Source organism: Saccharopolyspora sp. NPDC002578 (genome assembly GCF_053592695.1).
In genome coordinates this window covers 12,356-34,947 of the sequence record NZ_JBSFWJ010000066.1, presented here as the reverse complement: position 1 = coordinate 34,947, position 22,592 = coordinate 12,356, and the positions used below count along the sequence as shown (strand labels likewise).

Sequence of the window (22,592 nt, the reverse complement as noted above, 5' to 3'; positions counted from 1 at the left end):
CAGCTGCTTCCTCGCGAGGACAGCTTTTTCCCTCGTGGCGGAGCCACTCGGGAAAAAGATCCCGCAGCGAGGAAGCAGCTGAGGTTCCGCCACCCCACCACCCGAACAAAAAGACCGGGCGGGCAGTCTCAGCGGGAAAAAGTACGGGTCCGACGGCGGCGGGCTACTTCGGAAAGTACAACCCCCGCAGCAACAGAAGCGTTCAACGACTCCACCTGCCCCGCCATCGGGATGGACACCGTCTGATCGCAGGTGTCCCGCACCAGCCGGGACAGTCCGCGCCCTTCCGATCCGACGACGACGACGAGCGGCCCGGTGGCCAGTTCCAGCTCGTCGGAGGTGATGTCGGAGTCGGCGTCGAGCCCGATGACCATCAGGCCTTCGGATTTGAGGTCCTTGAGCGTCCGGGTCAGGTTGACCGCCATCGCCACGGGCAGTTGCGCGGCCGTGCCCGCGCTGGTGCGCCACGCGACTGCGGTGATTCCGGCGCTGCGCCGCTGCGGCAGGATCACGCCGTGCGCGCCGAACGCGGCGGCGGAGCGGATGACCGCTCCGAGGTTGCGCGGGTCGGTCACTCCGTCCAGCGCCACCAGCAGCGGTGGCATGCCGGAGTCCTGGGCGTGGGTGAGCACGTCCTCGGGGTGCGCGTACTTGTACGGCGGCACCTGCAGGGCGACGCCTTGGTGCAGCGCGCCGCCGGTGATCCGGTCGAGTTCGGTGCGGGGCACGTCGAGCACGGAGATGCCCTTGTCGGACGCGTTGCGCACGGCGTCCTTGACCCGGTCGTCGGTGTCGATGCCCTGCGCCACGTACAGCCCGGTGGCCGGGACGCCGGCGCGGAGGCATTCGGCGACGGGGTTGCGCCCGGCGACCAGTTCCGGCAGTTCACGCTGCTCGCGCTGCCTGCGGTTCTGCTGTTCGGTCTTCGCCTTGGCCGCGTCGGCCCGCTTCTTCGCGGGGTGCGGGACGCGGTCCTTGGCCTTCGGCGTCGGGCCTTTGCCTTCGAGCCCCTTGCGACGCTGGCCGCCGGAGCCCTTCACCATCCCCTTCTTGGAGCCCGGCTTGCGGGTCGCCCCACGGCGCTTGTCGTTGCCTGCCAACGTTCGTCACCCGTCCTTGAGTGTCCACATCGGACCGTCGGGTGTGTCCTCGACGGCGACGCCGGAAGCCAGCAGCCGGTCCCGCAGCAGGTCGGCGGTGGCGAAGTCGCGCTCCGCCCGAGCCTTCTGCCGCTGCTCCAGCAGGCCGTCCACCAGCTCTGTCAGTGCTCGGCGCGCGGCGTCGTCGGCACCTGATTCCTCGGCCCACTGCGGGGCGAGGGGGTCCAGGCCGAGCACATCGGTCATGGCGCGCACCGAGGCCGCGGCGGTGCGCGCGACCTGGTCGTCACCGGTGTCGAGCGCGGCGTTGCCCTCGCGGATCGCGGTGTGCACGGCCGCGAGCGCCTGCGGGGTGGACAGGTCGTCGTCCATCGCCGCCGCGAACTCGGGGCGCACTTCGCCGGGTTCCACGCCGCCGGTGCGCTGGGCGACGCGGCGCACGAAGGATTCGATGCGCCGGTAGGTCGCCACCGCTTCCTGCAGCGCTTCCTCGGAGAACTCCAGCGTCGAGCGGTAGTGCGGGCCGACCAGGTAGTAGCGCAGCTCGCTGGCGCGGGCGCGCTGCAGCACCGCGGGAATGCTCATGGTGTTGCCGAGCGACTTCGACATCTTCTCGCCGCTCATGGTCACCCAGGCGTTGTGCAGCCAGTACCGCGCGAAGGGGTCGCCGGCGGCGTTGGACTGCGCGAGTTCGTTCTCGTGGTGCGGGAACACCAGGTCCAGGCCGCCGCCGTGGATGTCGAACTCGCCGCCCAGGTAGTAGGTGGCCATCGCCGAGCACTCCAGGTGCCAGCCGGGGCGGCCGTCGCCCCACGGCGTCGGCCAGCTCGGCTCGCCGGGCTTCGCGGCCTTCCACAGCGTGAAGTCGCGCGGGTCGCGCTTGCCGCCCGCCGCGGCCTCGCCCTGCTGCACTTCGTCGAGGCGCTGGCCGGACAGCCGCCCGTAGGACTCGCTGAAGGAGCCGACGGAGAAGTAGACGTCGCCGCCCGCGCAGTAGGCGTGGCCCTTGTCGACGAGCCGCTGGATCAGCTCCACCATCTGGCCGATGTGCCCGGTCGCGCGCGGCAGCGCCGACGGCGGGAGGCAGCCGAGCTGGTCGTAGGCCTTCTCGAAGGCGCGCTCGTGCGTGGCGGCCCACTCCCACCAGGGGCGGCCCGCCTCGTCGGCCTTGTTGATGATCTTGTCGTCGATGTCGGTGACGTTGCGGACCAGCCGCACGTCGTACCCGGTGCGCAGCAGCCAGCGGCGCAGCACGTCGAAGTTGAGCCCGCTGCGCACGTGGCCGATGTGCGGCACGCCCTGCACGGTGGCCCCACAGACGTAGATCGACGCCACTCCGTCGCAGCGCGGGTGGAATTCGCGCGTCGTGCGGGTCGCGGTGTCATGCAGGTGCAGGCTCACGCCTCGATGGTACGGGGATACCTCGATCGTGAACCACGACAGGGGGCTTCTCGTCAAGGCTTGGCTAGCGGCGCTCTCCTGGTCGGACCGTCTCGGAGCGGGCTCAGCCGATCATGCTCCGGTCGTGGGCGCGGGCAGCACGCCGTGCTCGGCGACCGCCGCGAGCAGCGCATCCGGTCGTTGCGCGGTGGGCAGCGGTTCCACGATGGACACCGCGCAGCCGACCGCGGCGGCCCCGCCGTCGGCCTCCTCGCTGTCGCCGATCATGAGCGCTTCCTCCGGCGCCACGCCGATCCGCTCGCAGGCGCGCAGGAACAGCTTCGGGTCCGGCTTGATCACGCCTTCGACGTAGGACATCAGGTACTCGTCGACGAGGTCCAGCACGCCGAGCTTCGCGAACGCCGGGCGGATGTCGAACGCGGTGTTGCTGATCACTCCGATCAGCACGCCCGCTTCGCGCAGGTCGCGCAGCACCTGCGCGGTGTCCGGGTAGGGCGTCCAGGACAGCGGGTCGACGAGCCGGCCGTAGAGGGCCTCGGCCTGCTCCGAGGTGCCGACTCCGGACAACCGCAGCACTTCGAGGTTCGACTTGCGGTGCATCGCGGGGTCGAGGTCGCGCTGCTCCCAGGCGTCCAGGAACTCCGGTTCCATCCGCACCGAGTTGCCGGTCGGCGCGGTGAGCCTGCGCAGCAGTTCCGTCTGCGCCTCCAAGTCCAGCGGATCCCCGCTGCCGCCGGTGAGCCCGGCGAGCCAGGTCTCGTCCTGTTCCAAGCGGAACAACGTGCCGGAGTAGTCGAAGAACACCGCGCGCAAGCTCACGGAACCCACCGTACTGGCCGCGACCGGCATGGTCCGCAGATCGCGGCCGATCTCACGCCGCGACCGGTCGCGGCGCTCACCACCCGCTCAGCAGTGCCCGGCGTCGTCCCGGTACATCGGCGCGACGATGCCGAACACGCACGAGGCGGTGCTGATCCAGAGGACGACGGCGGCGAGGCTGAGCGCGGCGGGACCGCCACCCGCCCACAGCAGCATCGAGCAGGGCCAAGCGATCAAGGGCTGACCGACCACGGTCCTGCGCACCCAGCGATTGCGTTCGATCACCATGGGTCGAGCATGACCCCGGGTGAGCGCCACGGCCAGGGTGCGCACCCCGAGCTTTCCCCGACTTATCCCCCTGGTGGCGCGGAATTAACCGAATCCGCAGGTCAAGCCACCGAGAAGAGCAATGCGGTAGCCACCGCGGCGACGCCCTCGCCGCGTCCGGTCAGCCCGAGCCCGTCACTGGTCGTGCCGGACACCGACACCGGGGCCCCGAGCACGTCGGAGAGCACCCGCTGCGCCTCGTCCCGGCGCTTGCCGATGCGCGGCGCGTTGCCGATGACCTGGACCGTGGCGTTGCCGACCTGATATCCGGCCGCGGTGATCCGGGAGAGCACTTCGGTGAGCAGCTCAGCGCCGTGCGCCCCGGCCCACCGGTCGTCGCCGGTGCCGAACACGGCGCCCAGGTCGCCGAGGCCCGCCGCCGAGAGCAGCGCGTCGCACAGCGCGTGCGAGGCGACGTCGCCGTCGGAGTGCCCGCTGCACCCGTCGACTCCGGGCCACAGCAGCCCGGCGATCCAGCACTCGCGGCCGGCTTCCACGGGGTGCACGTCGACGCCCTGCCCGATCTTCGGCAGTGGTGCGGTCACCGGGGTTCTCCGATCGGTTCGACCGCCAGCACCGACTCGGCGACCGCCAAGTCGAACGCGGTGGTGATCTTCAACGCGTGCGGGTGGCCGGGCACGGTGCGCACCTCGCCACCGATGCGTTCGACGAGCCCGGCGTCGTCGGTGGCGGCGTCGCCCGCCGCGTCGTAGGCGGCGCGCAGCACGTCGAGGCTGAAGCCTTGCGGGGTCTGGACGCTGCGCAGCTGCGAGCGGTCCACGGTGGCGGTGACCGCGCCGCCCGCGTCGACCTGCTTGATCGTGTCGGCGACCGGGAGCACCGGGATCACCGCGGAGGCACCTGCGCGCACGGCGTCCACCACGTCGGTGATGACGACGGCCGGGGTGAACGCACGCGCCGCGTCGTGCACGAGCACCACATCGGCATCGGGCACCACGCGTTCGGCGACCGCGAGCGCGAGCCGGACCGACTCGGTGCGATCCGCGCCACCGGGCACCACGTGCACCACGGCCGGATCGAACTCGCCGAGATCGCGTTCCACGACCTCCACCTGGTCGGGAGGAGCCGCGACGACCACGCGGTGCACGCGGCCGGAGTCAAGCAGACCGCGGACCGCGCGCACCAGCAGGGATTCACCCGATACCGGGACCAGCGCTTTCGGCATTCCGGCTCCGAGGCGCACACCGCGCCCGGCAGCCGGAACGAGAGCCACCACGTTCACGTTGAGCAGGACCCGCCGATCACACCGCCGTGGCGAGAACTTCGTCCAGCAGGGACTCGGCCTTGCCCTCGTCGGTTCCTTCGGCCAGTGCCAATTCGCTGACCAGTATTTGCCTCGCCTTAGCCAACATGCGCTTCTCACCCGCGGACAGGCCACGGTCCTTCTCGCGCCGCCAGAGGTCGCGCACCACTTCGGCCACCTTGTTCACATCGCCGGAGGCGAGCTTCTCCACGTTGGCCTTGTACCGCCGGGACCAGTTCGTCGGTTCCTCGGTATGCGGGGCACGCAGCACATCGAAGACGCGATCGAGACCCTCTTGACCGACGACGTCCCGAACACCGACGATCTCGGCGTTGTCAGCGGGAACGCGAACGGTCAAATCACCCTGCGCGACCTTGAGGACGAGGTACTGCTTTTCCTCGCCCTTGATCACACGGGTCTCTATTGCTTCGATGAGCGCGGCGCCGTGATGCGGGTAGACGACGGTCTCTCCGACCTTGAAAACCATGTGTCCTCTGCCCCTTTCGCTGCGCCCAGCTTAGCATGCGCGGCAACCGAGCCTCGACCGGCTCCCGCGTGTCGTCGCAGGTCAGGACGCGATCGGGGGTTGACAAACAGCCTCCGGGCGTGCATCCGGAGGGTAGCCGGCGCCCCCGTTTGATCCACTGTGGACACCCTCCGAACACGGTTCACGACCCGGGATCGGGAACCGATGTGGGGTCTGCCTACTGGTCACGAGAACCGGACCATTAAGCTCCATCGCGGTCGTCCGGCTATCAGGAAGGACACTGCCACCGTGAGCCGCCCTCAGCACCACACCTTTCGCGTGCGGTTGACCTCGGCCGCCCTCGGCCTGGGTGCCGTCGTCGCACTCGCCGGCTGCAGCGCGGGTCAGGTCACCGAGACCGACACGCAGGTCGCCGCCGTCCCAGGCGGCAGCGGCGATGCCAACGGCATCGGCGTCCGCAACGCGACGCTGTCCTTCCCCGAGAGCGGCGCCCGCTACGCCGCCGGTTCGTCCGCCCCGCTCGCGGGCGTGCTGATCAACGACACCGGCGAGCTGGACCGCCTCGTGCAGGTCAACAGCACTTTCGCGGGCTCGGTCGAGGTCGGCAAGGAGCGGACGCTGCCCTCGCGGACCGCGCTGCACGCCTACGGCGCGGACAACGCGCACGCGAGCGGCACCCAGCAGCGCGAGGTCTCGATCACGCTGAAGGGCCTCACCCAGGACATCACGCCCGGCGTGACGATCCCGGTGACCTTCGTGTTCGAGAAGGCCGGTCCGCTGACCGTGCAGGTGCCGATCGGCGAGGACTCCACGCCGCGCCCCGACACCGGTGGCGAGGAATCGCACCACTGATCTCCGGCGCTCAGCCGTCGAAGCCGAGGCCGCCTTCGGGCGGCCTTCGGCATGTCCGGGCCCGTTCCGGCAGGTCGCAGCCTCGGTCCGACACGCGGGCGTGTGTCGGACCGTGGCGCGTCGGGGCTGCCGGATAGCCTCGCGATCGTGCCTCCCAAGAACACCCGCGCCGCCCGGCCCGCCTTCCGCTGCGCCGAATGCGGTCACGAGGTCGCGAAGTGGGTCGGCCGCTGCCCGAAGTGCCACGAGTGGAACACGATGGACGAGGCCGCCCCGGCCAAGCCCGCGCTCGCGAAGATGGCCCCGGCGACGCCGTCGACCTCCGCCCGCCCGATCGGCGAGGTCGACCTCGACTCGGCGCGAGCGGTGCCGACGGGCATCGCGGAGCTGGACCGGGTGCTCGGCGGCGGCATCGTGCCCGGCGCGGTGATGCTGCTCGCGGGTGAGCCCGGCGTCGGCAAGTCGACCCTGCTGCTGGAGGTCGCGCACCGCTGGGCTTCGGCCCGCACCGGCGGCCCGTCGCTGTACATCACCGGTGAGGAATCCGCGGGCCAGGTGCGGCTGCGCGCGGAGCGCACCGACTCGCTGGACCCGGAGCTGTTCCTGGGGTCGGAGAACGACCTGTCCGCGGTGCTCGGCCACGTCGAGCAGATCAAGCCGGGCCTGCTGATCGTGGACTCGGTGCAGACCGTGCAGTCCCCCGACGTGGACGGCACCCCCGGCGGCGTGACGCAGGTGCGCGCGGTCACCTCCGGGCTGGTGGCGCTGGCGAAGGAACGCGGGTTGCCGGTGGTCCTGGTGGGGCACGTGACCAAGGACGGCGCCGTCGCCGGGCCGCGCGCGCTGGAGCACCTGGTGGACGTGGTGCTCAACTTCGAGGGCGACCGGCACTCCTCGCTGCGGATGCTGCGCGGCATCAAGAACCGGTTCGGCCCGGCCGACGAGGTCGGCTGCTTCGAGCAGCGCGACGACGGCATCGCCGAGGTCACCGACCCGTCCGGCCTGTTCCTGAACCGGCAGGAGGCGGCGGTGCCCGGCACCGCGGTCACCGTGATGGTCGAGGGCAAGCGCCCGCTGCTGGCCGAGGTGCAGGCGCTGGTCGCGCCCACGCAGATGCAGATCCCCCGCCGCGCGGTCAGCGGGCTGGACTCGGCCCGGGTGTCGATGACGCTGGCGGTGCTGGACAAGCGCGGCCGCATCCGCACCGGGGAGAAGGAGGTCTTCGCCGCGACGGTCGGCGGCATGAAGGTCACCGAACCCGCGGCGGACCTCGCCGTGGCGCTGGCCATCGCCTCCTCCTCGCTGGACGTGCCGCTGCCGCCGAACATGGTGGTGATCGGCGAGGTCGGACTGGCCGGGGAGATCCGCCGGGTGAGCGCGGTGGGGCGGCGCCTCGCGGAGGCGGCGCGGCTGGGCTTCGACCGGGCGCTGGTGCCGCCGGACTCGGGCCGGCTTCCGCCGGGCATCAAGGCGACGGTGGTGCCGGACCTGCAGACCGCGCTGAAGTCGCTGCGGTCCCGCTGATTCCGAGCCGGGGAGGACAGGTGGCGGAAAGCGTCCATCCCGAGCAGCTGCGCGCCACGCTGGCGTGGCTGGCACCCGGCACGGCGCTGCGCGACGCGTTGGAGCGCATCCTGCGCGGGCGCACCGGTGGGCTGGTCGTGCTGGGCCACGACCGGACGGTGGAGTCGATCTGCGACGGCGGTTTCCGGCTGGACGTCGAGTTCAGCGCCACCCGGCTCCGCGAGTTGTCCAAGATGGACGGTGCGGTGGTGCTGTCCACGGACGCGACGCGCATCCTGCGTGCGAACGTGCAGCTGGTCCCGGACCCGACGATCCCCACCGACGAGTCCGGCACCCGGCACCGCACCGCGGAACGCACCGCCATCCACACCGGCCACCCGGTCATCTCGGTGAGCCAGTCCATGAGCCTGATCAGCGTGTACATCCACGGCCACCGGCACGTGCTGTCCGGTTCACCGGAGATCCTCTCCCGCGCGAACCAGGCGCTGGCCACGCTGGAGCGCTACACCGCGCGGCTCGCCGAGGTGACGCACGCGCTGTCCGCGCTGGAGGTCGTGGACTCGGTGACGCTGCGGGACGCGATGACCGTGGTGCAGCGGCTGGAGATGGTGCGCCGCATCTCCGACGAGATCGAGGGCGCCGTGATCGAGCTGGGCCGCGACGGCCGCCTCATCGAGCTGCAGCTGGACGAGCTGGTGGGCGGCATCGACGTGGACCGGGAGCTGGTCGTGCAGGAGTACCTGCCGACGGCGGGCGGGGTGCCCAGCACGGAGCAGGTCGACGCGGCATTGGCGAAGCTGGACGCGACGGCGCTGCTGGACCTGACGGCGGTGGCCCAGGCCTTCGGCTATCCGGGCGGGACCGAGGACCTGGAGGAGCAGCTGCGTCCGCGCGGCTACCGGCTGCTGGCGCGGGTTCCGCGGCTCCCGGCCGCGGTCAGGAGGGCGCTCGTGGCCGAGTTCGGTTCGCTGCGCGCGCTGCTGGCGGCCGACGTGGCGCAGCTGTGCGCGGTGGAGCACGTCGACGAGTCCCGCGCTCGCCTCATCCGCGACGCCCTCATCCGGCTCGCCGACGCCTCCACCACGGACCACTACCTCTGACCGACCGTCCCTGATCCCGGCTTGAGCGGCGGGCCGGGCGGCGGAACCCCACTGCCTGCCTTTGATCTCTTCTTTCCAGGTGAGCGACGTCGTTGGTCGTTCCACTTGTAAGCGGCGGAGCCGCTGCGCGACCCGCTGCTCAGGCCGAGATCAAGGCGGGCGGTCAGCCGGTGATCTTGAACGGGACCGGCTGGCTGATCAGGCCTTCCAGGCGGGCTCCGACGACGTAGTCGCCCGCGACGGCGGTGTCGTGCTCGGCGGCGCACTGCTTCGGGGTGGCGTCGCGGGTGGAGGAGACGCCGGTCCACTCGATCTCGTTGCGGACCGACTCGCCCGGTTCGAGCAGCGGGGTCTCGTTGGTGGATTCGACCTGGCAGTCGTTGCTCGACCAGAACCGGGTTCCGTCCGATGTGGACACGACGATTTCGCGGAGCATGCGGTTGGTGTCCCGCACGCAGGACTTCGAGCTCGCGTTGGTGAGGACCATGCGCAGCGCGATCGGCTCGCCCGCCGGGTAGCTGTCGTCGACCGGCTCGGCGGCGAGCCGCAGGTCTTGGTCGGCGCACGGCGGCGGGGGCGGCGGTGCGGCCGGAGCCGGGGGGCCGTGCGGCTGCGCCGGCGGCGGCGCGGCCTGCGGGGCGGGCTCGGCGGCGGTGCGCTCCGGAGCCAGGGCGCCTGCCAGGATGGCGACCCCCCACAGCACCAGGGCGATGACCAGCAAGATCGCGCCGATCGCCAGGGCGCGGCGCCGCCAGTACACCTCGCGGGGAAGCGGTCCGATGGGGTCCAGCACGATCCGACACTAACCCGGCGATACCGCCGAAAAGCCCAACGCGAGCGCACCCGATCAGGTGCATTGATCCGGATGATCAGTGGCTCCGAGTAACCCCTTCGAGTGATCTTGCGCGGGCCCGAGGGTGCCGGTACCGGCCCGGTCGCGTGCTGGCAGGATCGGAGCCGAGATGACGACGATCGCCTGGGACCCCACCGAACTGATCGACTGGTTCGAAGCCGAAGCCCGCCCGCTGCCGTGGCGCGCGGCCGGCGTCACCGGCTGGGGCGTGCTGGTCAGCGAGACCATGCTGCAGCAGACGCCGGTCAACCGCGTCGCGCCGATCTGGCAGGAGTGGATGGCGCGCTGGCCGCGGCCGTCCGACCTCGCCGCCGCTTCGCAGGCCGAGATGCTGCGCGCCTGGGGCAAGCTCGGCTACCCGCGCCGGGCGCTGCGGCTGCACGAGGCCGCGGGGGCGATCGCGGCGAGCCACGGCGACGTCGTTCCGTCCGATGTGGACACCCTGCTGGCGCTGCCGGGCATCGGCGCCTACACGGCGCGCGCGGTGGCGGCGTTCGCCTACGGCCTGCGCGCCCCCGTGGTGGACACGAACGTCCGCCGCGTCGTGGCCCGCGCGGTGCACGGCGCGGGCGACGCGGGACCGCCCTCGACCAAGCGCGACCTGGCCGACGTGGACGCGCTGCTGCCCACCGACGACACCGGCGCGGCGCGGCTGTCCGCGGCGCTCATGGAACTCGGCCAGGTGGTGTGCACGGTCCGCTCCCCCGCGTGCGAGCGCTGCCCGATCGCGGCGGACTGCGCGTGGCAGCACGCCGGTCGGCCGGCGTACGCGGGACCGCCGAAGAAGGTCCAGAAGTTCGCCGGGACCGACCGGCAGGTGCGCGGCAAGCTGCTCGACGTGCTGCGCGGCTCGGAAGGCCCGGTCACCCGCGAACTCCTCGACGCCGCGTGGTCCGACGCCGGGCAGCGCGACCGCTGCCTGGATTCGCTGCTGGTGGACGGATTGCTGGAGCAGACCGCGGACGGCCGGTTCGCGCTGCCCGGCGAGCACTGACCGACCCGAACGGAGCGAACCGTGGCGCAGACGCTGACCGTGCTCTTCGACGACGCGACCGAGACCAGGCTGGGCGCGCTGCGCGATTCCGTGGCGGCGGCGGGAGTTCCGGTGACCGAGGGGCGCCCGAGCGTGGCGCTGGCCGCGGCGAGCACCATCCCGGCGGGCACCCGCAAGGCGCTGCGCGCGGAGCTCGGCGCGCTGTTCCTCCCGGACCTGTGGTTCTACACGCTGGGCACGTTCCCCGGTGAGGACGCGGTGCTGCTGCTGACCGCCGTGGTGGACGCGGAGCTGCTGGCGGTGCACTCGGCGGTCCACGACGTGCTGGCGGGCAAGGTGGCGAACCCGTCGGCGTACCACTTCCCCGGCGCCTGGATCCCGCACTGCGCGCTCACCCCGGTGCTGAGCGGGGAGCAGCTCACGGCCGGGTTCGCGGCGTTGCGCTCGACCTCCCCGGTGCGGGCGGCGGTGTCCGAGGTCGCGGTGCTCGATTCCCGCGGCGGCGAGCCGGAGGTCCTCGTCTCGCGCTGACGCGGGCCGGTCGGGCAAGCCCCGGAACGGGTGATCCGGAACCGCCTTCCCGCCCCTGCGCGGCACGGCCGTTCCAGCCCTTCGACCAGCGCACTCACTCCATCCACAGTGGACTACTGCGGGTATCGTCCCGAGTTGCTCTTGCCCAGGTGAGGGGCCACTTTGGACCGGCAGCCTGTCACGCGGTGTGAGGAGCGAGATGGATGTCGACGGCGTGAGCATCGTGGCGCGCGGGATCACCGCCACCGGCCCGGAGGGCATCGTCTTCGAGAACGTCGACGCGCGCGTGTACCCCGGCGAACTCGCGGTGATCCTCGGCGAAGGCGGCACCGGCCGCACCTCGCTGCTGCTCGCGCTGTCCGGCCGGTTGAAGATCGTCGCGGGCCGCATCGAGATCGACGACGCCCCGCGCCGCGCGAGCCTGGTGCGGCGGGCCATCATCCCCGCGCGGCTCTCCCCCGGGTTCGAGCTGGAGGGCAGGCTGCGGGTCCGCGAAGCCATCCGCGAACGCCGGGTCACCTCGCGGGTCACCGCACGCGCCGTGGACCGGGCGATGGCGGCGCTCGGCCTGGACGTGGACCGCGCCGCGCTGATCGACGAGCTGTACCCGGACGACCGGCTGCTGCTGGCGATCGCGCTGGCCACCGCCGGTGAGCCGCCGGGGATTCTGGTGGACGACGTCGTCGCCGGGCTGCTTCCCTCCGGGCGCAACCGGGTGTGGTCGGCGCTGCGGGCCGTGGCCGACACGGGCATCACCGTGCTGGCCAGCTCGACCGAACCCACTTCCGAAGCCGACGTGCTGATCCGGTTGCCGTACAACATCGTCGACTTCGGCGACGACACCACCGGGCTGCCGCTGTTCAGCACCGCCACCGGCGAGGACGTCCGATGAAGGCGATCTACCTCGCCTGGCTGGAGCTGCGCCGGTTCCGCGGCCCGTGGCGCAGGTTCGCGCCCGCGGTGCTGATCCTCATCCCGCTGCTGTACGGGGCGCTGCTGCTGTGGTCGAACTGGGACCCCTACGGCCGGATGTCGGAGATGCCGGTCGCGGTGGTCAACTCCGATCGGCCCGCCGACCACAACGGCGAGCAGGTCAACGCGGGCGAGCAGTTCGTCCAGCAGCTGCGCACCACCGACACCTTCCAGTGGCACTTCGTCGACCCGAAGACCGCCCGCAGCGGGCTGGAGCAGGGCCGCTACTACTTCACCATCCAGGTCCCGCAGGACTTCAGCACCCGGCTCGCGAACTCGACGCGCAGCGCCCCGCAGCGCCCGGCGGTATTGCTGACCAGGAACGACGCCAACGGCCACCTGGCGGGGATCATGGCCGACACGGCGCGCTACGAGCTGCAGAACCAGATCAACGCCGCCGCCTACGCCGCCTACGCGCGGGGGCTGTACGGGGATCTCGGCGAGGTCCGCGGCAAGCTCGGCACCGCCTCGGAGATCTCCGAGCAGCTGGTGCAGGGCACCCAGCTGAACAAGCAGAGCACGGGGGCGCTGGCGCGGGGGCTCACCGGAGTGCGGGAAGGCACCGGCCGGGTCTCCGGCGGGGTGCGCGACATCGCGGGCGCCTCCGCGCAGCTCGACCAGCGGCTGTCGTCGATCACCGAGTTCACCGGGCGGCGGCTGCCCGCCACCACCGAGGCGCTGCTGGACACCAGCGGCGCGACGGTGCGCGACCTCAACGCGGTCACCGGCGGCACGGCGGCGGCGCAGCGCCAAGCGGAACGTTCCGCGGGGACGCTGGCGCAGCTCGCGAACCGGCATCCCGAGCTGCGCGGCGATCCGCTGTACCGGTCCGCGCTGGCCGACGCGCGCCGGCTCGCCGCCACCACGACCAGCGTCCACGACGCGGCGGCGGACGCGCTGGGCAGCGCCGCCGACACGCAGGACCGGGCGTTGGCGCTGCGCGACGAGCTGGAGCCGCTGCAGCAGGACGTCAGCGACATCGACGAGCCCGCGACGCGGTTGCGGCTGAGTTCGGCGGAACTCACCGGCGGCGTCGGCGGACTCACCCACGGCGTGAACACGCTGGTCGCGAACATCGGGGTGGCGCAGACGAGTTCGGGCCAGCTCAATGACGGCGCGCGTCGGCTCGCCGATCAAGTGCGGGACAGCCTCGACCGGATGCCCCCCGCCGGGCCGACGGAGGTCGCGCGGGCCTCCTCCGAGCTGGGCACGCCGTCGGTGGTCCGGGCCACGACGCTGAACTCCGCCGACGTGTACGGCCGCGGGGTGGCGCCGTTGTTCTTCGCGATCGCGCTGTGGGTGTTCGGGTTGTTCGCGTACCTGCTGTTCACGCCGTTGAACCAGCGCGCGCTGGGCGGGCGCACGAATCCGCTGTCGGTCGCGGTCGGCGGCTGGCTCCCGGCGGCGGCGCTGGGGGTGATCGGCGGCCTGGTGCTGCTCGGCGCGATGGACCTGGCGCTGGGACTGGATCCGGTGGACCTGCCCGCCGCGGTGGGGCTGACCGCGTTGGGGGCCGCCGCGTTCACCGCGATCAACCACGCCCTGCGCGCCGCGTTCGGCGCGGTCGGCGGGCTGGTGTCGCTGGCGCTGCTGCTGGTGCAGATCACCGCCTCCGGCGGGCTGTACCCGCTGGAGACCGCTCCGGCACCGATCCAGGCGGTGCACTCGGCGCTGCCGATGAGCTACCTCGTCGACGGGCTGCGGGTGGCGTTCACCGGCGGGGAGCAGCAGCACCTGATCTGGGACGCGATCGTGCTGGGCGGTGTGCTGGTCGGGTTCCTGCTGATCACGTCGCTGGTGGTGCTGCGGCATCGGACGTGGACCATCGGCAGGCTGCACCCGCAGATCGAGTTGTGAGCCGGGCGCGTCCCGACCGGTGGGCTCCGCCGCCGCGCTGCTGTCCACCTCCCGGCGGTATCCGTAGGCTGGGTACATGGCTGTTGTGAAGATCAATGCGATCGAGGTCCCCGAGGGCTCCGGCCCCGAGCTGGAGAAGCGGTTCGCCGGTCGGCACGGCTCGGTCGAGGACTCACCCGGTTTCCTCGGCTTCGAGCTGCTGCGCCCCGTCGAGGGCGAAAACCGGTACTTCGTCTACACGAAGTGGGAGTCCGAGGAGGACTTCCAGAACTGGGCGCAGGGCCCGGCGAAGGCCGCGCACACCGGCGAGCACAAGAACACCGTCGCCACCGGTTCGAACCTGCTGGAGTTCGAGGTCGTGCAGGAGAAGCACAAGGACGCGTGACGCGCAGGTGAGCACCGCGCCGGCCGATGAGATGGGCGCGGCGCCCGCCGGAACGAACGATGAGGAGCACCGGGCGGTGAGTTCGGAATCCGTCGCCGCCGCGGCGAAGACGATCTCCGAGGCGGAGGCGCTGCTGGTGTGCGCCGGAGCCGGGATGGGCGTCGACTCCGACCTGCCCGACTTCCGCGGCGACACCGGTTTCTGGCGGGCCTACCCGCCGTACGAGCGGCTCGGGCTGAGCTTCGCGGAAGTCGCCGACCCGGTGCACTTCGCCGAGGACCCCGAGCTGGCCTGGGGCTTCTACGGGCACCGGCTGGGGCTGTACCGGGAGACGGTGCCGCACGCGGGCTTCGAGGTCCTGCGGCGCTGGGCGGAGCGGATGCCGCGCGGGGCTCGGGTGTTCACCTCGAACGTCGACGGCGGGTTCCAGCTGGCGGGGTTCGCGCCGGAGCACGTCGCCGAGTGCCACGGCAGCATTCACCACCTGCAGTGCCTGGAGCCGTGCACCGACGACGTGTGGCCCGCCGACGACGTCTCGGTGCCCGTCGACGCGGCGACGATGCGCGCGCGGTCACCGCTGCCCGCCTGCCGGAACTGCGGCGGAACGGCGCGGCCGAACATCCTGATGTTCGGCGACCGGGACTGGGTGCCCGGCCACGCGCAGCCCCGGCTGGACGAGCTGCAGGCGTGGCGGCGGTCGCTGCGGGCGGCTCGGCTCGTGGTGGTGGAGCTCGGCGCGGGGACGGCGGTGCCGACGGTGCGCAGGCACGCGGAGCTGGCCTCGGCCGCCTCCGGTGCGCTGATCCGCATCAACCCGCGGGAACCGGAGGTCCGCCACGGCCGCGGCACCTCGATCCCGGACGGCGCGCTGAGCGCGCTGCGCGCCATCGACGCGCTGCTCTGAGCGCCGGGGTTCACTTACCCACCCGAACGGGAATGATCACGCACGGCGACGACCACCCCGGCCGCCATTCCCCCTGCTCAACGAGATCGCCCCCACTCCGACCGCACCTGCACCCGGCGTGAACAGCGACAATTTCGCGATAAATCGATTCACCCGGGGACAAGCGAACGAAAGGTCGACCACCGAGGGTGATCGGGCTCAGTTCGGGATCACGACGTGGGCGCGGACCGCGCGGTGATCGCTGCCGGGCACGTCGAACACCGCGTAGTCCTGGGTCACCAGGCCTTCGCTGGTCAGCACGTGATCGATGGTGGCGCGCGGCATCCACCCGGCGCCCCAGGTCGGGGTGAGGCCGCCGCCGGTGACCTCGGCGGCGTCGGCGTAACCGCCGCCCAGCAGCGCGCGCAGCGGCGAGTGGTCCAGCGTCGCGTTGAAATCCCCCGCCAGCACCCGCGCCGCGCCACCCGGCCGCGGCAGCGCGGTGAGCTCGCGCAACCAGCCGTCGGCGGTGTCCGCGCCCATCGGGTAGATCGGGTGCACCGCGACGAACTCCACGTCGCGCGGGCCCGGCAGGTCGATCAGCGCGGACGGCTGCGCCAGCGACGTCGGCGGCACCAGCGCGAGCTCCCGCAGCGGATACCGCGAAGCGATCCCCGTGCCGTCCGCCCGCGGCCCGCTGTGCAGCACCCGGTGCGGCAGCAGCTCCGCGAGGCCCGCCCGGTCCAGTTCGGCGACGGCCTGCGGGGTGAGCTCCTGGAGGCTGAGCACGTCGATCCGGCCGTCGCGCACCAGGTCCACGACGCGATCCGCTTGCGCTCGCCCGAAAAACAAGTTGACCGACAGCACCCGCAGCGGCGAGCCTTGCACCGGCGTCGGCGAATCCGGAATCGCCCTGGGGAGGACCAGGATCGCCAGCACCACCGTCAGCAGGCCGACTACGAGCGTGGTCAACCACCGCCGCAGCACCAGGCCCAGCACCGTCAGCACCGACCCGACCGGCACGGCGTACTGCAAGGTCGCGACCAGCGCGATCGTGTAGCGGTTCGCCGTGTCGAAACCCAGCAACGCGGGCGTGGCCCAGCCCGCCGTACCGAGCACCGCCAACACGAACAGCGCGGTGACGAGACCGCTCTTGCGCCGGCGCGGCGCGGAGTCGATCTCGGGTTCGGCCACCGCCGTGTCCATCCAGCACCCCCGGTGTCGCGCGGCTCACGCGGGCTGTCAGCGCGCTGTGCGCGGCCTGCCAGCGATACCCCCGATGGTGGGGAGCATAACGAATCGAGGAGGCGGCATGTCCTACGCGATCCAGGCGGAAGGCCTGGTGAAACGCTTCGGCGCGACGACCGCGCTGGACGGGATCGACCTGGCCGCACCCACCGGCTCCATCCTCGGGGTGCTCGGGCCGAACGGCGCCGGCAAGACGACCGCGGTGCGCATCCTGGCCACGCTGCTGCGGCCCGACGCGGGGCGCGCCACGATCGCCGGTCGCGACCTGCACCGCGAAGCGGTGGCGGTGCGCCGCAGGATCGGGCTCACCGGCCAGTACGCGTCGGTGGACGAGGAGCTCACCGGGGTGGAGAACCTGGTGCTCATCGGCAGGCTGCTGGAGCTGTCCCGGCGGGACGCGCGGGCGCGCGCGGCGGAACTGCTGGAGCGGTTCGGCCTCACCGACGCGGGCGGGCGCGCCATCAAGACCTACTCCGGGGGCATGCGCCGACGGCTGGACCTGGCCGCGAGCCTCGTCGGGAGGCCGGAGGTGCTGTACCTGGACGAGCCCACGACCGGCCTCGACCCCCGCAGCCGCAACCAGGTGTGGGACATGGTCACCGCGCTCACCGGCGAAGGCGTCACGGTGCTGCTGACCACGCAGTACCTGGAGGAGGCCGACCAGCTCGCGGACCGGATCAGCGTCATCGACCACGGCCGCGTCGTCGCCGAAGGCCGCGCCGACGAGCTCAAGCGCCGCACCGGCAAGCAGACCCTGCAGGTGCGTCCCAGCGGCGCCGAGGACGTGCCCGAGGTGCGGCGCATCGTCGCCGAGCTCACCGGGACGCAACCGGCCACCCACGACGAGGGCGGCCTGATCACCGCGCCAGTGGACGACCCGGTGCTGCTGTCGACCCTGGTGCGCAGGCTCGACGACGCGGGGATCACCGCCGACGAGCTCGCCCTGCGACTGCCCAGTCTCGACGAGGCGTTCCTCGCGCTGACCGGGAAATCCGCCGAAGAGGAGACCGCGGCATGACCAGCACCCTCGAACGTTCCACCGGTTCGACCTCGGCGTCCCCGCCACCGCGGGAGCGCATCGGACCGCTGAGCACCGTGCGGCACGGCCTCACGCTGGCCGGGCGCAGCGTGCTCAAGATCCGCAAGTCCCCGGAGGGGCTGCTCGACGTCACGCTGCAGCCGATCCTGTTCCTGGTGATGTTCGTGTACCTGTTCGGCGGCGCGATCGCCCAGGACACCGGCGCCTACCTGCAGCAGACGCTGCCGGGCGTGATGGCCATGAACATGATCTTCGGCAGCCTCGGCACCGGGATGCAGCTCAACACCGACATCAACAAGGGCGTGTTCGACCGCTTCCGCAGCCTGCCGATCGCCCGGTCCGCCCCGCTGATCGGTGCCGTGTTCGGCGACATCGTGCGCTACGTCGTGTCCGTCGTGGTGCTGCTGGGCGTGGCGACGCTGATGGGCTTCCGCATCGAGACCGGGCCGCTGCAGGCGTTCGCCGCGTTCCTCGTCGCGCTGGCCTTCGCGCTGTCGATGTGCTGGATCACGGTGTTCCTCGGGATGCTGATCCGCAGCCAGCAGGCGCTGCCCGGTGTGGCGATGGCGTTCATGTTCCCGCTGACGATGGGCAGCAACGTGTTCGTCCCGACCGAGACGATGCCCGGCTGGTTGCAGACGTGGGTGCAGATCAACCCGGTCACGCAGCTCGCCGACACCGCCCGCGGGCTGATGATCGGCGGGCCGGTCGCCGGGCCGTTGACGGCGACGGTGATCTGGATGGTGGCCCTGACCGCCGTCTTCTTCCCGTTGGCTATGTGGGCTTATCGGCGTCGGGTTTGAGTGGGGGTCGTTTGGCGGAACCTCAGCCGGTCTCTCGCTGCGGGATCTTTTTCCCAGTGGCTCCGCCACGGGGGAAAAGCCGTCCTCGCGACAGACCGGCTGAGAACACGCAGGTGGGCCGGTTTTCGACGTGGGCCATGTGCTTCGCACATACAGGCACGGCTCCGCCGCAAAGCAGACTTCGCTCCGCTCGCCCACGGCACGGCTACGCCGCGAAGCACGGCCTTCGGCCGCGAGGCAGGCGTGCTCCGCAGCCCAAAGCACGGCTACGCCGCGGAGGCACGGCTTCGCCGCAGGGCGCGCTGGCTCGCTCGGCACGGCGGGTTCGGCGATAGGCGGGTCCGGTCGCTGCGGGGTTCGCTCTTCGCGGGGCTCTACCGCAGCGTTGTCCGCGCGGGACTCCGCTGGGAACCCGCCGGGGGCGGTTTGCTGGGAGGGGCGCTGCTCTGCGGCTTCGGCTGGTGAGGCGGGCGTTCAGGTGGCGCCTAGGGTCGTGCGGAGGGCTGCGATGGCGGCTTCGCGGTCCAGGGTCGCTCCGGAGTCGAACGCCGCGGCGTGCTCGGCGGTCGTGTCCCGCAACGCCGCCCGGACTCGGCGGACGTCGGGGTCGCCCTCGTCGAGGACGCCGCGCAGCACGGCGGCGAGGCCGAGGCAGCGGGCCGCGCCTCGCGGATCACCGGTTTCCAGCCGCCAACGGGCCGCGCATTCCGCCACGGCCGCGGCGGCGGGCATGTCGCGCGTCCCGAAGCCGCCTTCCAGCGCCTTGGCGAGCAGCGCCGGGACCTCCTCCGGCCGCGCCTGGTCGAGCAGCAGCCGGACGCGGTGCAGCAGCAGCACGTGGCGCATGCCCGAGAGCTCGTGGTCGTCCACCGGCACCTGATCCGCCTCGTCCAGGTGCCGTTCGGCCTCGTCGAGCCTGCCGGACAGCCGCGCCTGCTCGGCCAGCCCGCCCGACGCCCACACCGCGAACCACGGCCGGGTCCGCTTCGCGATCGAGCGTGCCTGTTCCAGGTCGGCCCGACCCCGTTCCAGCTCCCCCGCGCGGATCCGCTCCATCCCGATGCGCAGCACGATCGGCGCCAGGTCCGCCTGGGAGCGCAGCTGGCGGACGGCGTCCACCGACTCCTCCAGCACCTCGACCGCGCCCGCGTGATCACCGCGCAGCGAGCGGAACCCGGCGAGGCTGTTGACCGTCTGCGCCCTGCCCCACCTGTCGCCGATCGCCCGGAACGCCTCCGCCGCCGTGCGCATGTGCTCCTCGGCGGCGCGGGGATCGCCGCTGTGCTCCGCGCTGAACGCCCGCCCGAACATCGCCGAGGCCCGCACCCACGGGTCCGGGTGGGCCTCGGCGCGCTCGATCACGCGGCGCACCTCGTCGAACTCCCCGGCCATGAGCCACGCCCCCGCCTCCAGCAGGCCCGCGTGCCGGTAGCGCGCCATGGCGTCGGTCTCGCGCGCCGCGCGGGCCGCGGCGCGGACCCGGTCCGTCCAGCCCGCACCGGTGTCCGCCACCATCCTGCCGAGTCCCACAGCGGCCCTGGCCTGCGGTGACGCGGGGCCGGGCAGTGCGGCGACGGCGGCGAGCCGAGCGGCGGCGTCGTCGTCGAGCGCGGACATCGACCAGTACCAGGCCAGTGCCGCACCGAGCCGGAGCCCGCTGTCGGCGTCGCCCGATTCGACGGCCCAGTGCAGCGCGGCCAGCAGGTTGTCGTGATCGGCGTCGAGCCGATCCATCCAGTCGATCTGGTCCCGGCCGTAGAGCCACGGCTCGGCTTCCTCGGCCAGCGCCAAGAAGTGCGCGAGGTGCGCGGCCCGCACCCGCCGCGGATCGGCCTCGGCCGCGCAGCGCTGCCAGCAGTACGCCCGCACCGTCTCCAGCATCCGGTAGCGCGTGCCCTGCTCGGATTCGACGACGGTCACCAGCGATTTCTCCACCAGCGACGAGAGCACGTAGAACACGTCCGCGGCGGGCAGCTCCGCCTCGTCACCGCACACGGCGGTGATCGACTCGGCGCGCACCGCGCCGGTGAACACCGCCAGCCGCCCGGCGAGCAGCCGTTCCCGCTCGGTCAGCAGATCCCAGCTCCACTCCACGACGGCCCGCAGCGTGCGGTGCCGCGGCATCGAGCTGCGGTTCCCGCCGGTGAGCAGCCGGAACCGGTCGTCGAGGCGCTCGGCGATCTGCGGCAGGCTCATCGACCGCAGCCGGGCCGCGGCGAGTTCGATGGCCAGCGGGATGCCGTCGAGCCCGCGGCACACCTCGACCACGTCGGCGGCGGTGCGGTCGGTGAGCGCGAAATCGGGGCGGGCGGCGCTCGCCCGGTCGAGGAACAACCGGACCGCGGCGGAGTCGGCGGGGTCGGTGCCGTCGCCGGGCAAGGCCAGCGGGCCCACGGGGAGCAGCTCTTCGCCGGTGAGCGCGAGCGGTTCCCGGCTCGTGGCCAGGACGCGCAGCTCGGGGCACCTGCCGAGCAGGTCGTGCACGAAGCCGGCCGCGTCGTCGATCAGGTGCTCGCAGTTGTCCAGGACCAGCACGGTCGGCTCGGCCGCCAGCACGTCGGCGAGGCGTGCCGCTCCGGGCGTGTGCTGCGCCTCCAGCAGCCGGGTTTCGCGGAGGCCGAGCGCGGCGAGCGCCGCGGAGGCGAGGTCGCTGCCGTCGCGCACCGGGGCGAGCTCGACGAACCACACCCGGCGGTCGGCGATGGCGGCGGCGCTCTCCGTCGCGAGGCGGGTCTTGCCCGCCCCGCCGGGGCCGAACAGGGTCACCAGGCGGGAGCGGGCGAGGGCCTCGTCGACCTGCGCGATCTCGGCTTCGCGGCCGACGAAGCTGCTCAGCCGGGCGGGCAGCCCGGTGTGCTGGGGCGCGGGTTCCGCAGGCTGCGCCGCGCGAGCGGCGGCGGGGTGCGGATCGCCGCGCAGCAGCGTCGCGTGCAGCTCGCTCAGCTCGGCGGACGGGTCGACGCCGAGGCGGTGGGCGAGGTCCGCCCGGTGCGCCTCGTAGGCGGCGAGCGCGTCGGAGCGGCGGCCCGCCGCGCGCAGCGCGCGCATCCGCAGGGCGGTGAGCCGTTCGCGCAGCGGGTGGCGGGCGCAGAGGCCGTCCAGTTCGGCGATCAGCTCGCCGTGCCCGCCGAGCCGCAGGTCGGCGTCGATGCGTTCTTCCAGCGCGGCCAGCCGCGTCTCGTCGAGCCGCGCGATGTGCGGTGCCGCGAACGGGGAGTCGGTGAAGTCGACCAGCGCGGCGCCCCGCCACAGCGCGAGCGCTCCGCGCAGCGCCGTGCCCGCCGCCGCGAGGTCACCGGCGCGCAACCGCGCCCGGCCCGACGCCACCAGCCCGTCGAAGCGGTGCACATCGACCTCGTCGCGGTCGAGCGGCAGGCGGTAGCCCGCGGTGCCGGAGCGCGGTTGCGCGACCTCGGTGACGCGTCGCGCCCGGGACACCAGGGACTGCAGGGCGTTGAGCGCGCCGGCGGGCTGGCGCGCGCCCCACAGGTCGGCGATCAGGGTCTCGGTGGGCACCACGTGCCCGGCGTCCAGCGCGAGCCTGGCCAGCAGGGTGCGCACGCGCGGGCCGCCGACCTCGATCGGGAGGCCGTCGGCCGCATGCAGCCGGAACGGCCCCAGCATCGCCACTCGCACCTGCCCAGCTTCGCAGAGCCCACCGTCGGAACAGGTGCGCGACTGAGCCAGGCAGGTCCGGAACTGTCCTCACCTGTGGACAACTCCCGCCCCGCGCCCGATGTCCCGGTCGCCATTCGACATGCTCGCCGCGTTCGCCCTGGCCACGACGCCAAATGCGCCGATCACCAGGGCTTCTCCCGCATGTGGACAACCCCTCTCCGCGTGCTGCTACGCAGGACCGCGACCGGGAGAGAAGGGATGATCCCTCCAGTTGTCCACAGGTTTCATCCACAGGAAGCCGACTTGTCCACAGCGCGTGGATGAGCGATGAGGATCACACGGCGCGATACCGGCGCGGCCTGGAATCATGGAATAACGGACATACCGCATGGTTGTGCTCGGCGTCGGACTACCGAGCGCACGACGGGTCCGTGACCTGGCCGTTCGGCTCAGCCGCCCGATGTGCGGCCGCGCGGTGGCACCTCCCCCTGAGGTGCCCGCTCTGCCGAGACCCCTTGACGATCGTTCGGAGCCT

21 protein-coding genes are annotated in these 22,592 nt (G+C 72.4%); 11 read left to right on the top strand and 10 right to left on the bottom strand.

The window, feature by feature from the left end:
- Positions 1–128: 128 nt before the first annotated feature.
- The 7 genes from rlmB to ACWD38_RS24450 form a co-directional block, all read right to left on the bottom strand.
- A complete protein-coding gene (gene rlmB, locus ACWD38_RS24480; RefSeq protein ID WP_184483470.1) occupies positions 129–1,100 on the bottom strand; it encodes a 23S rRNA (guanosine(2251)-2'-O)-methyltransferase RlmB in 972 nt (323 codons plus the stop codon).
- 6 nt (positions 1,101–1,106) lie between these two features.
- Positions 1,107–2,501, bottom strand: coding sequence for a cysteine--tRNA ligase (cysS, locus tag ACWD38_RS24475; RefSeq protein WP_184483472.1), 1,395 nt, complete (start codon positions 2,499–2,501; stop codon positions 1,107–1,109).
- 111 nt (positions 2,502–2,612) lie between these two features.
- Positions 2,613–3,320, bottom strand: coding sequence for an HAD family hydrolase (locus ACWD38_RS24470; protein WP_450124983.1), 708 nt, complete (start codon positions 3,318–3,320; stop codon positions 2,613–2,615).
- An 87-nt stretch (positions 3,321–3,407) separates the two neighbouring features.
- Positions 3,408–3,608 carry a hypothetical protein gene (locus tag ACWD38_RS24465; protein WP_184483475.1) on the bottom strand — a complete coding sequence of 67 codons (201 nt, stop codon included), beginning with the start codon at positions 3,606–3,608 and terminating at the stop codon, positions 3,408–3,410.
- 101 nt (positions 3,609–3,709) lie between these two features.
- Positions 3,710–4,192, bottom strand: coding sequence for a 2-C-methyl-D-erythritol 2,4-cyclodiphosphate synthase (gene ispF / locus ACWD38_RS24460; protein ID WP_184483477.1), 483 nt, complete (start codon positions 4,190–4,192; stop codon positions 3,710–3,712).
- Positions 4,189–4,890: a 2-C-methyl-D-erythritol 4-phosphate cytidylyltransferase gene (gene ispD / locus ACWD38_RS24455; protein WP_184483479.1), complete on the bottom strand. Its 702-nt coding sequence runs from the start codon at positions 4,888–4,890 to the stop codon at positions 4,189–4,191. The genes ispF and ispD overlap by 4 nt, the downstream gene beginning before the upstream one ends.
- A gap of 19 nt (positions 4,891–4,909) precedes the next feature.
- A complete protein-coding gene (locus ACWD38_RS24450) occupies positions 4,910–5,398 on the bottom strand; it encodes a CarD family transcriptional regulator (RefSeq protein WP_184483481.1) in 489 nt (162 codons plus the stop codon).
- Between the two features lie 318 nt (positions 5,399–5,716).
- Between ACWD38_RS24450 and ACWD38_RS24445 the strand changes: the two genes are divergently transcribed.
- The 3 genes from ACWD38_RS24445 (at position 5,717) to disA (ending at position 8,874) form a co-directional block, all read left to right on the top strand.
- Complete coding sequence (locus ACWD38_RS24445; RefSeq protein WP_450124982.1) at positions 5,717–6,250, top strand: hypothetical protein; 534 nt, start codon at positions 5,717–5,719, stop codon at positions 6,248–6,250.
- Positions 6,251–6,397: 147 nt separating this feature from the next.
- Positions 6,398–7,774, top strand: coding sequence for a DNA repair protein RadA (radA, locus tag ACWD38_RS24440; protein ID WP_184483483.1), 1,377 nt, complete (start codon positions 6,398–6,400; stop codon positions 7,772–7,774).
- A 20-nt stretch (positions 7,775–7,794) separates the two neighbouring features.
- Positions 7,795–8,874 (top strand): DNA integrity scanning diadenylate cyclase DisA, encoded by a 1,080-nt coding sequence (disA, locus tag ACWD38_RS24435; protein WP_343071604.1) that lies wholly within the window; start codon positions 7,795–7,797, stop codon positions 8,872–8,874.
- 163 nt (positions 8,875–9,037) lie between these two features.
- Here the strand turns inward: disA and ACWD38_RS24430 are convergent, their stop codons facing one another.
- Positions 9,038–9,667: a hypothetical protein gene (locus tag ACWD38_RS24430; RefSeq protein ID WP_184483485.1), complete on the bottom strand. Its 630-nt coding sequence runs from the start codon at positions 9,665–9,667 to the stop codon at positions 9,038–9,040.
- A 169-nt stretch (positions 9,668–9,836) separates the two neighbouring features.
- On the opposite strand from ACWD38_RS24430, the gene ACWD38_RS24425 reads away from it, so the two are divergent.
- The 6 genes from ACWD38_RS24425 to ACWD38_RS24400 all read left to right on the top strand — a co-directional run bounded on the left by ACWD38_RS24425 (position 9,837) and on the right by ACWD38_RS24400 (position 15,370).
- Complete coding sequence (locus tag ACWD38_RS24425; RefSeq protein WP_450124981.1) at positions 9,837–10,721, top strand: A/G-specific adenine glycosylase; 885 nt, start codon at positions 9,837–9,839, stop codon at positions 10,719–10,721.
- Between the two features lie 21 nt (positions 10,722–10,742).
- Positions 10,743–11,252: a 2'-5' RNA ligase family protein gene (locus tag ACWD38_RS24420; RefSeq protein WP_450124980.1), complete on the top strand. Its 510-nt coding sequence runs from the start codon at positions 10,743–10,745 to the stop codon at positions 11,250–11,252.
- Positions 11,253–11,451: 199 nt separating this feature from the next.
- Positions 11,452–12,144 carry an ATP-binding cassette domain-containing protein gene (locus ACWD38_RS24415; RefSeq protein WP_184483489.1) on the top strand — a complete coding sequence of 231 codons (693 nt, stop codon included), beginning with the start codon at positions 11,452–11,454 and terminating at the stop codon, positions 12,142–12,144.
- Positions 12,141–14,081: a YhgE/Pip family protein gene (locus ACWD38_RS24410; RefSeq protein ID WP_450124979.1), complete on the top strand. Its 1,941-nt coding sequence runs from the start codon at positions 12,141–12,143 to the stop codon at positions 14,079–14,081. The genes ACWD38_RS24415 and ACWD38_RS24410 overlap by 4 nt, the downstream gene beginning before the upstream one ends.
- A 76-nt stretch (positions 14,082–14,157) precedes the next feature.
- Entirely contained in the window at positions 14,158–14,466 is a 309-nt protein-coding gene (locus ACWD38_RS24405; protein ID WP_184483493.1) for an antibiotic biosynthesis monooxygenase family protein, read from the top strand.
- A gap of 76 nt (positions 14,467–14,542) precedes the next feature.
- Complete coding sequence (locus ACWD38_RS24400) at positions 14,543–15,370, top strand: SIR2 family NAD-dependent protein deacylase (protein WP_450124978.1); 828 nt, start codon at positions 14,543–14,545, stop codon at positions 15,368–15,370.
- Between the two features lie 198 nt (positions 15,371–15,568).
- Here the strand turns inward: ACWD38_RS24400 and ACWD38_RS24395 are convergent, their stop codons facing one another.
- The gene (locus tag ACWD38_RS24395; RefSeq protein WP_184483495.1) at positions 15,569–16,555 is read right to left on the bottom strand and encodes an endonuclease/exonuclease/phosphatase family protein; all 987 of its coding nucleotides are present in this window, start codon (positions 16,553–16,555) and stop codon (positions 15,569–15,571) included.
- 106 nt (positions 16,556–16,661) lie between these two features.
- On the opposite strand from ACWD38_RS24395, the gene ACWD38_RS24390 reads away from it, so the two are divergent.
- Both ACWD38_RS24390 and ACWD38_RS24385 read left to right on the top strand, forming a co-directional pair.
- On the top strand, positions 16,662–17,615 hold the full coding sequence (locus tag ACWD38_RS24390; RefSeq protein WP_184483497.1) for an ATP-binding cassette domain-containing protein: 954 nt from the start codon (positions 16,662–16,664) through the stop codon (positions 17,613–17,615).
- Positions 17,612–18,439 carry an ABC transporter permease gene (locus ACWD38_RS24385; RefSeq protein ID WP_184483499.1) on the top strand — a complete coding sequence of 276 codons (828 nt, stop codon included), beginning with the start codon at positions 17,612–17,614 and terminating at the stop codon, positions 18,437–18,439. Before ACWD38_RS24390 ends, ACWD38_RS24385 begins: the two co-directional genes overlap by 4 nt.
- Positions 18,440–18,913: 474 nt before the next feature.
- Here the strand turns inward: ACWD38_RS24385 and ACWD38_RS24380 are convergent, their stop codons facing one another.
- Positions 18,914–22,075 carry a BTAD domain-containing putative transcriptional regulator gene (locus ACWD38_RS24380; RefSeq protein WP_450124977.1) on the bottom strand — a complete coding sequence of 1,054 codons (3,162 nt, stop codon included), beginning with the start codon at positions 22,073–22,075 and terminating at the stop codon, positions 18,914–18,916.
- Positions 22,076–22,592: the final 517 nt, after the last annotated feature.

Coding starts and splice junctions, on each gene's coding strand:
- ACWD38_RS24405 (WP_184483493.1), top strand. CDS start 14,158: ATGGCTGTTGTGAAGATCAATGCGATCGAGGTCCCCGAGGGCTCCGGC.
- ACWD38_RS24415 (WP_184483489.1), top strand. CDS start 11,452: ATGGATGTCGACGGCGTGAGCATCGTGGCGCGCGGGATCACCGCCACC.
- ACWD38_RS24465 (WP_184483475.1), bottom strand. CDS start 3,608: ATGGTGATCGAACGCAATCGCTGGGTGCGCAGGACCGTGGTCGGTCAG.
- ACWD38_RS24425 (WP_450124981.1), top strand. CDS start 9,837: ATGACGACGATCGCCTGGGACCCCACCGAACTGATCGACTGGTTCGAA.
- ACWD38_RS24450 (WP_184483481.1), bottom strand. CDS start 5,398: ATGGTTTTCAAGGTCGGAGAGACCGTCGTCTACCCGCATCACGGCGCC.
- ACWD38_RS24385 (WP_184483499.1), top strand. CDS start 17,612: ATGACCAGCACCCTCGAACGTTCCACCGGTTCGACCTCGGCGTCCCCG.
- ACWD38_RS24390 (WP_184483497.1), top strand. CDS start 16,662: ATGTCCTACGCGATCCAGGCGGAAGGCCTGGTGAAACGCTTCGGCGCG.
- ACWD38_RS24395 (WP_184483495.1), bottom strand. CDS start 16,555: ATGGACACGGCGGTGGCCGAACCCGAGATCGACTCCGCGCCGCGCCGG.
- ACWD38_RS24410 (WP_450124979.1), top strand. CDS start 12,141: ATGAAGGCGATCTACCTCGCCTGGCTGGAGCTGCGCCGGTTCCGCGGC.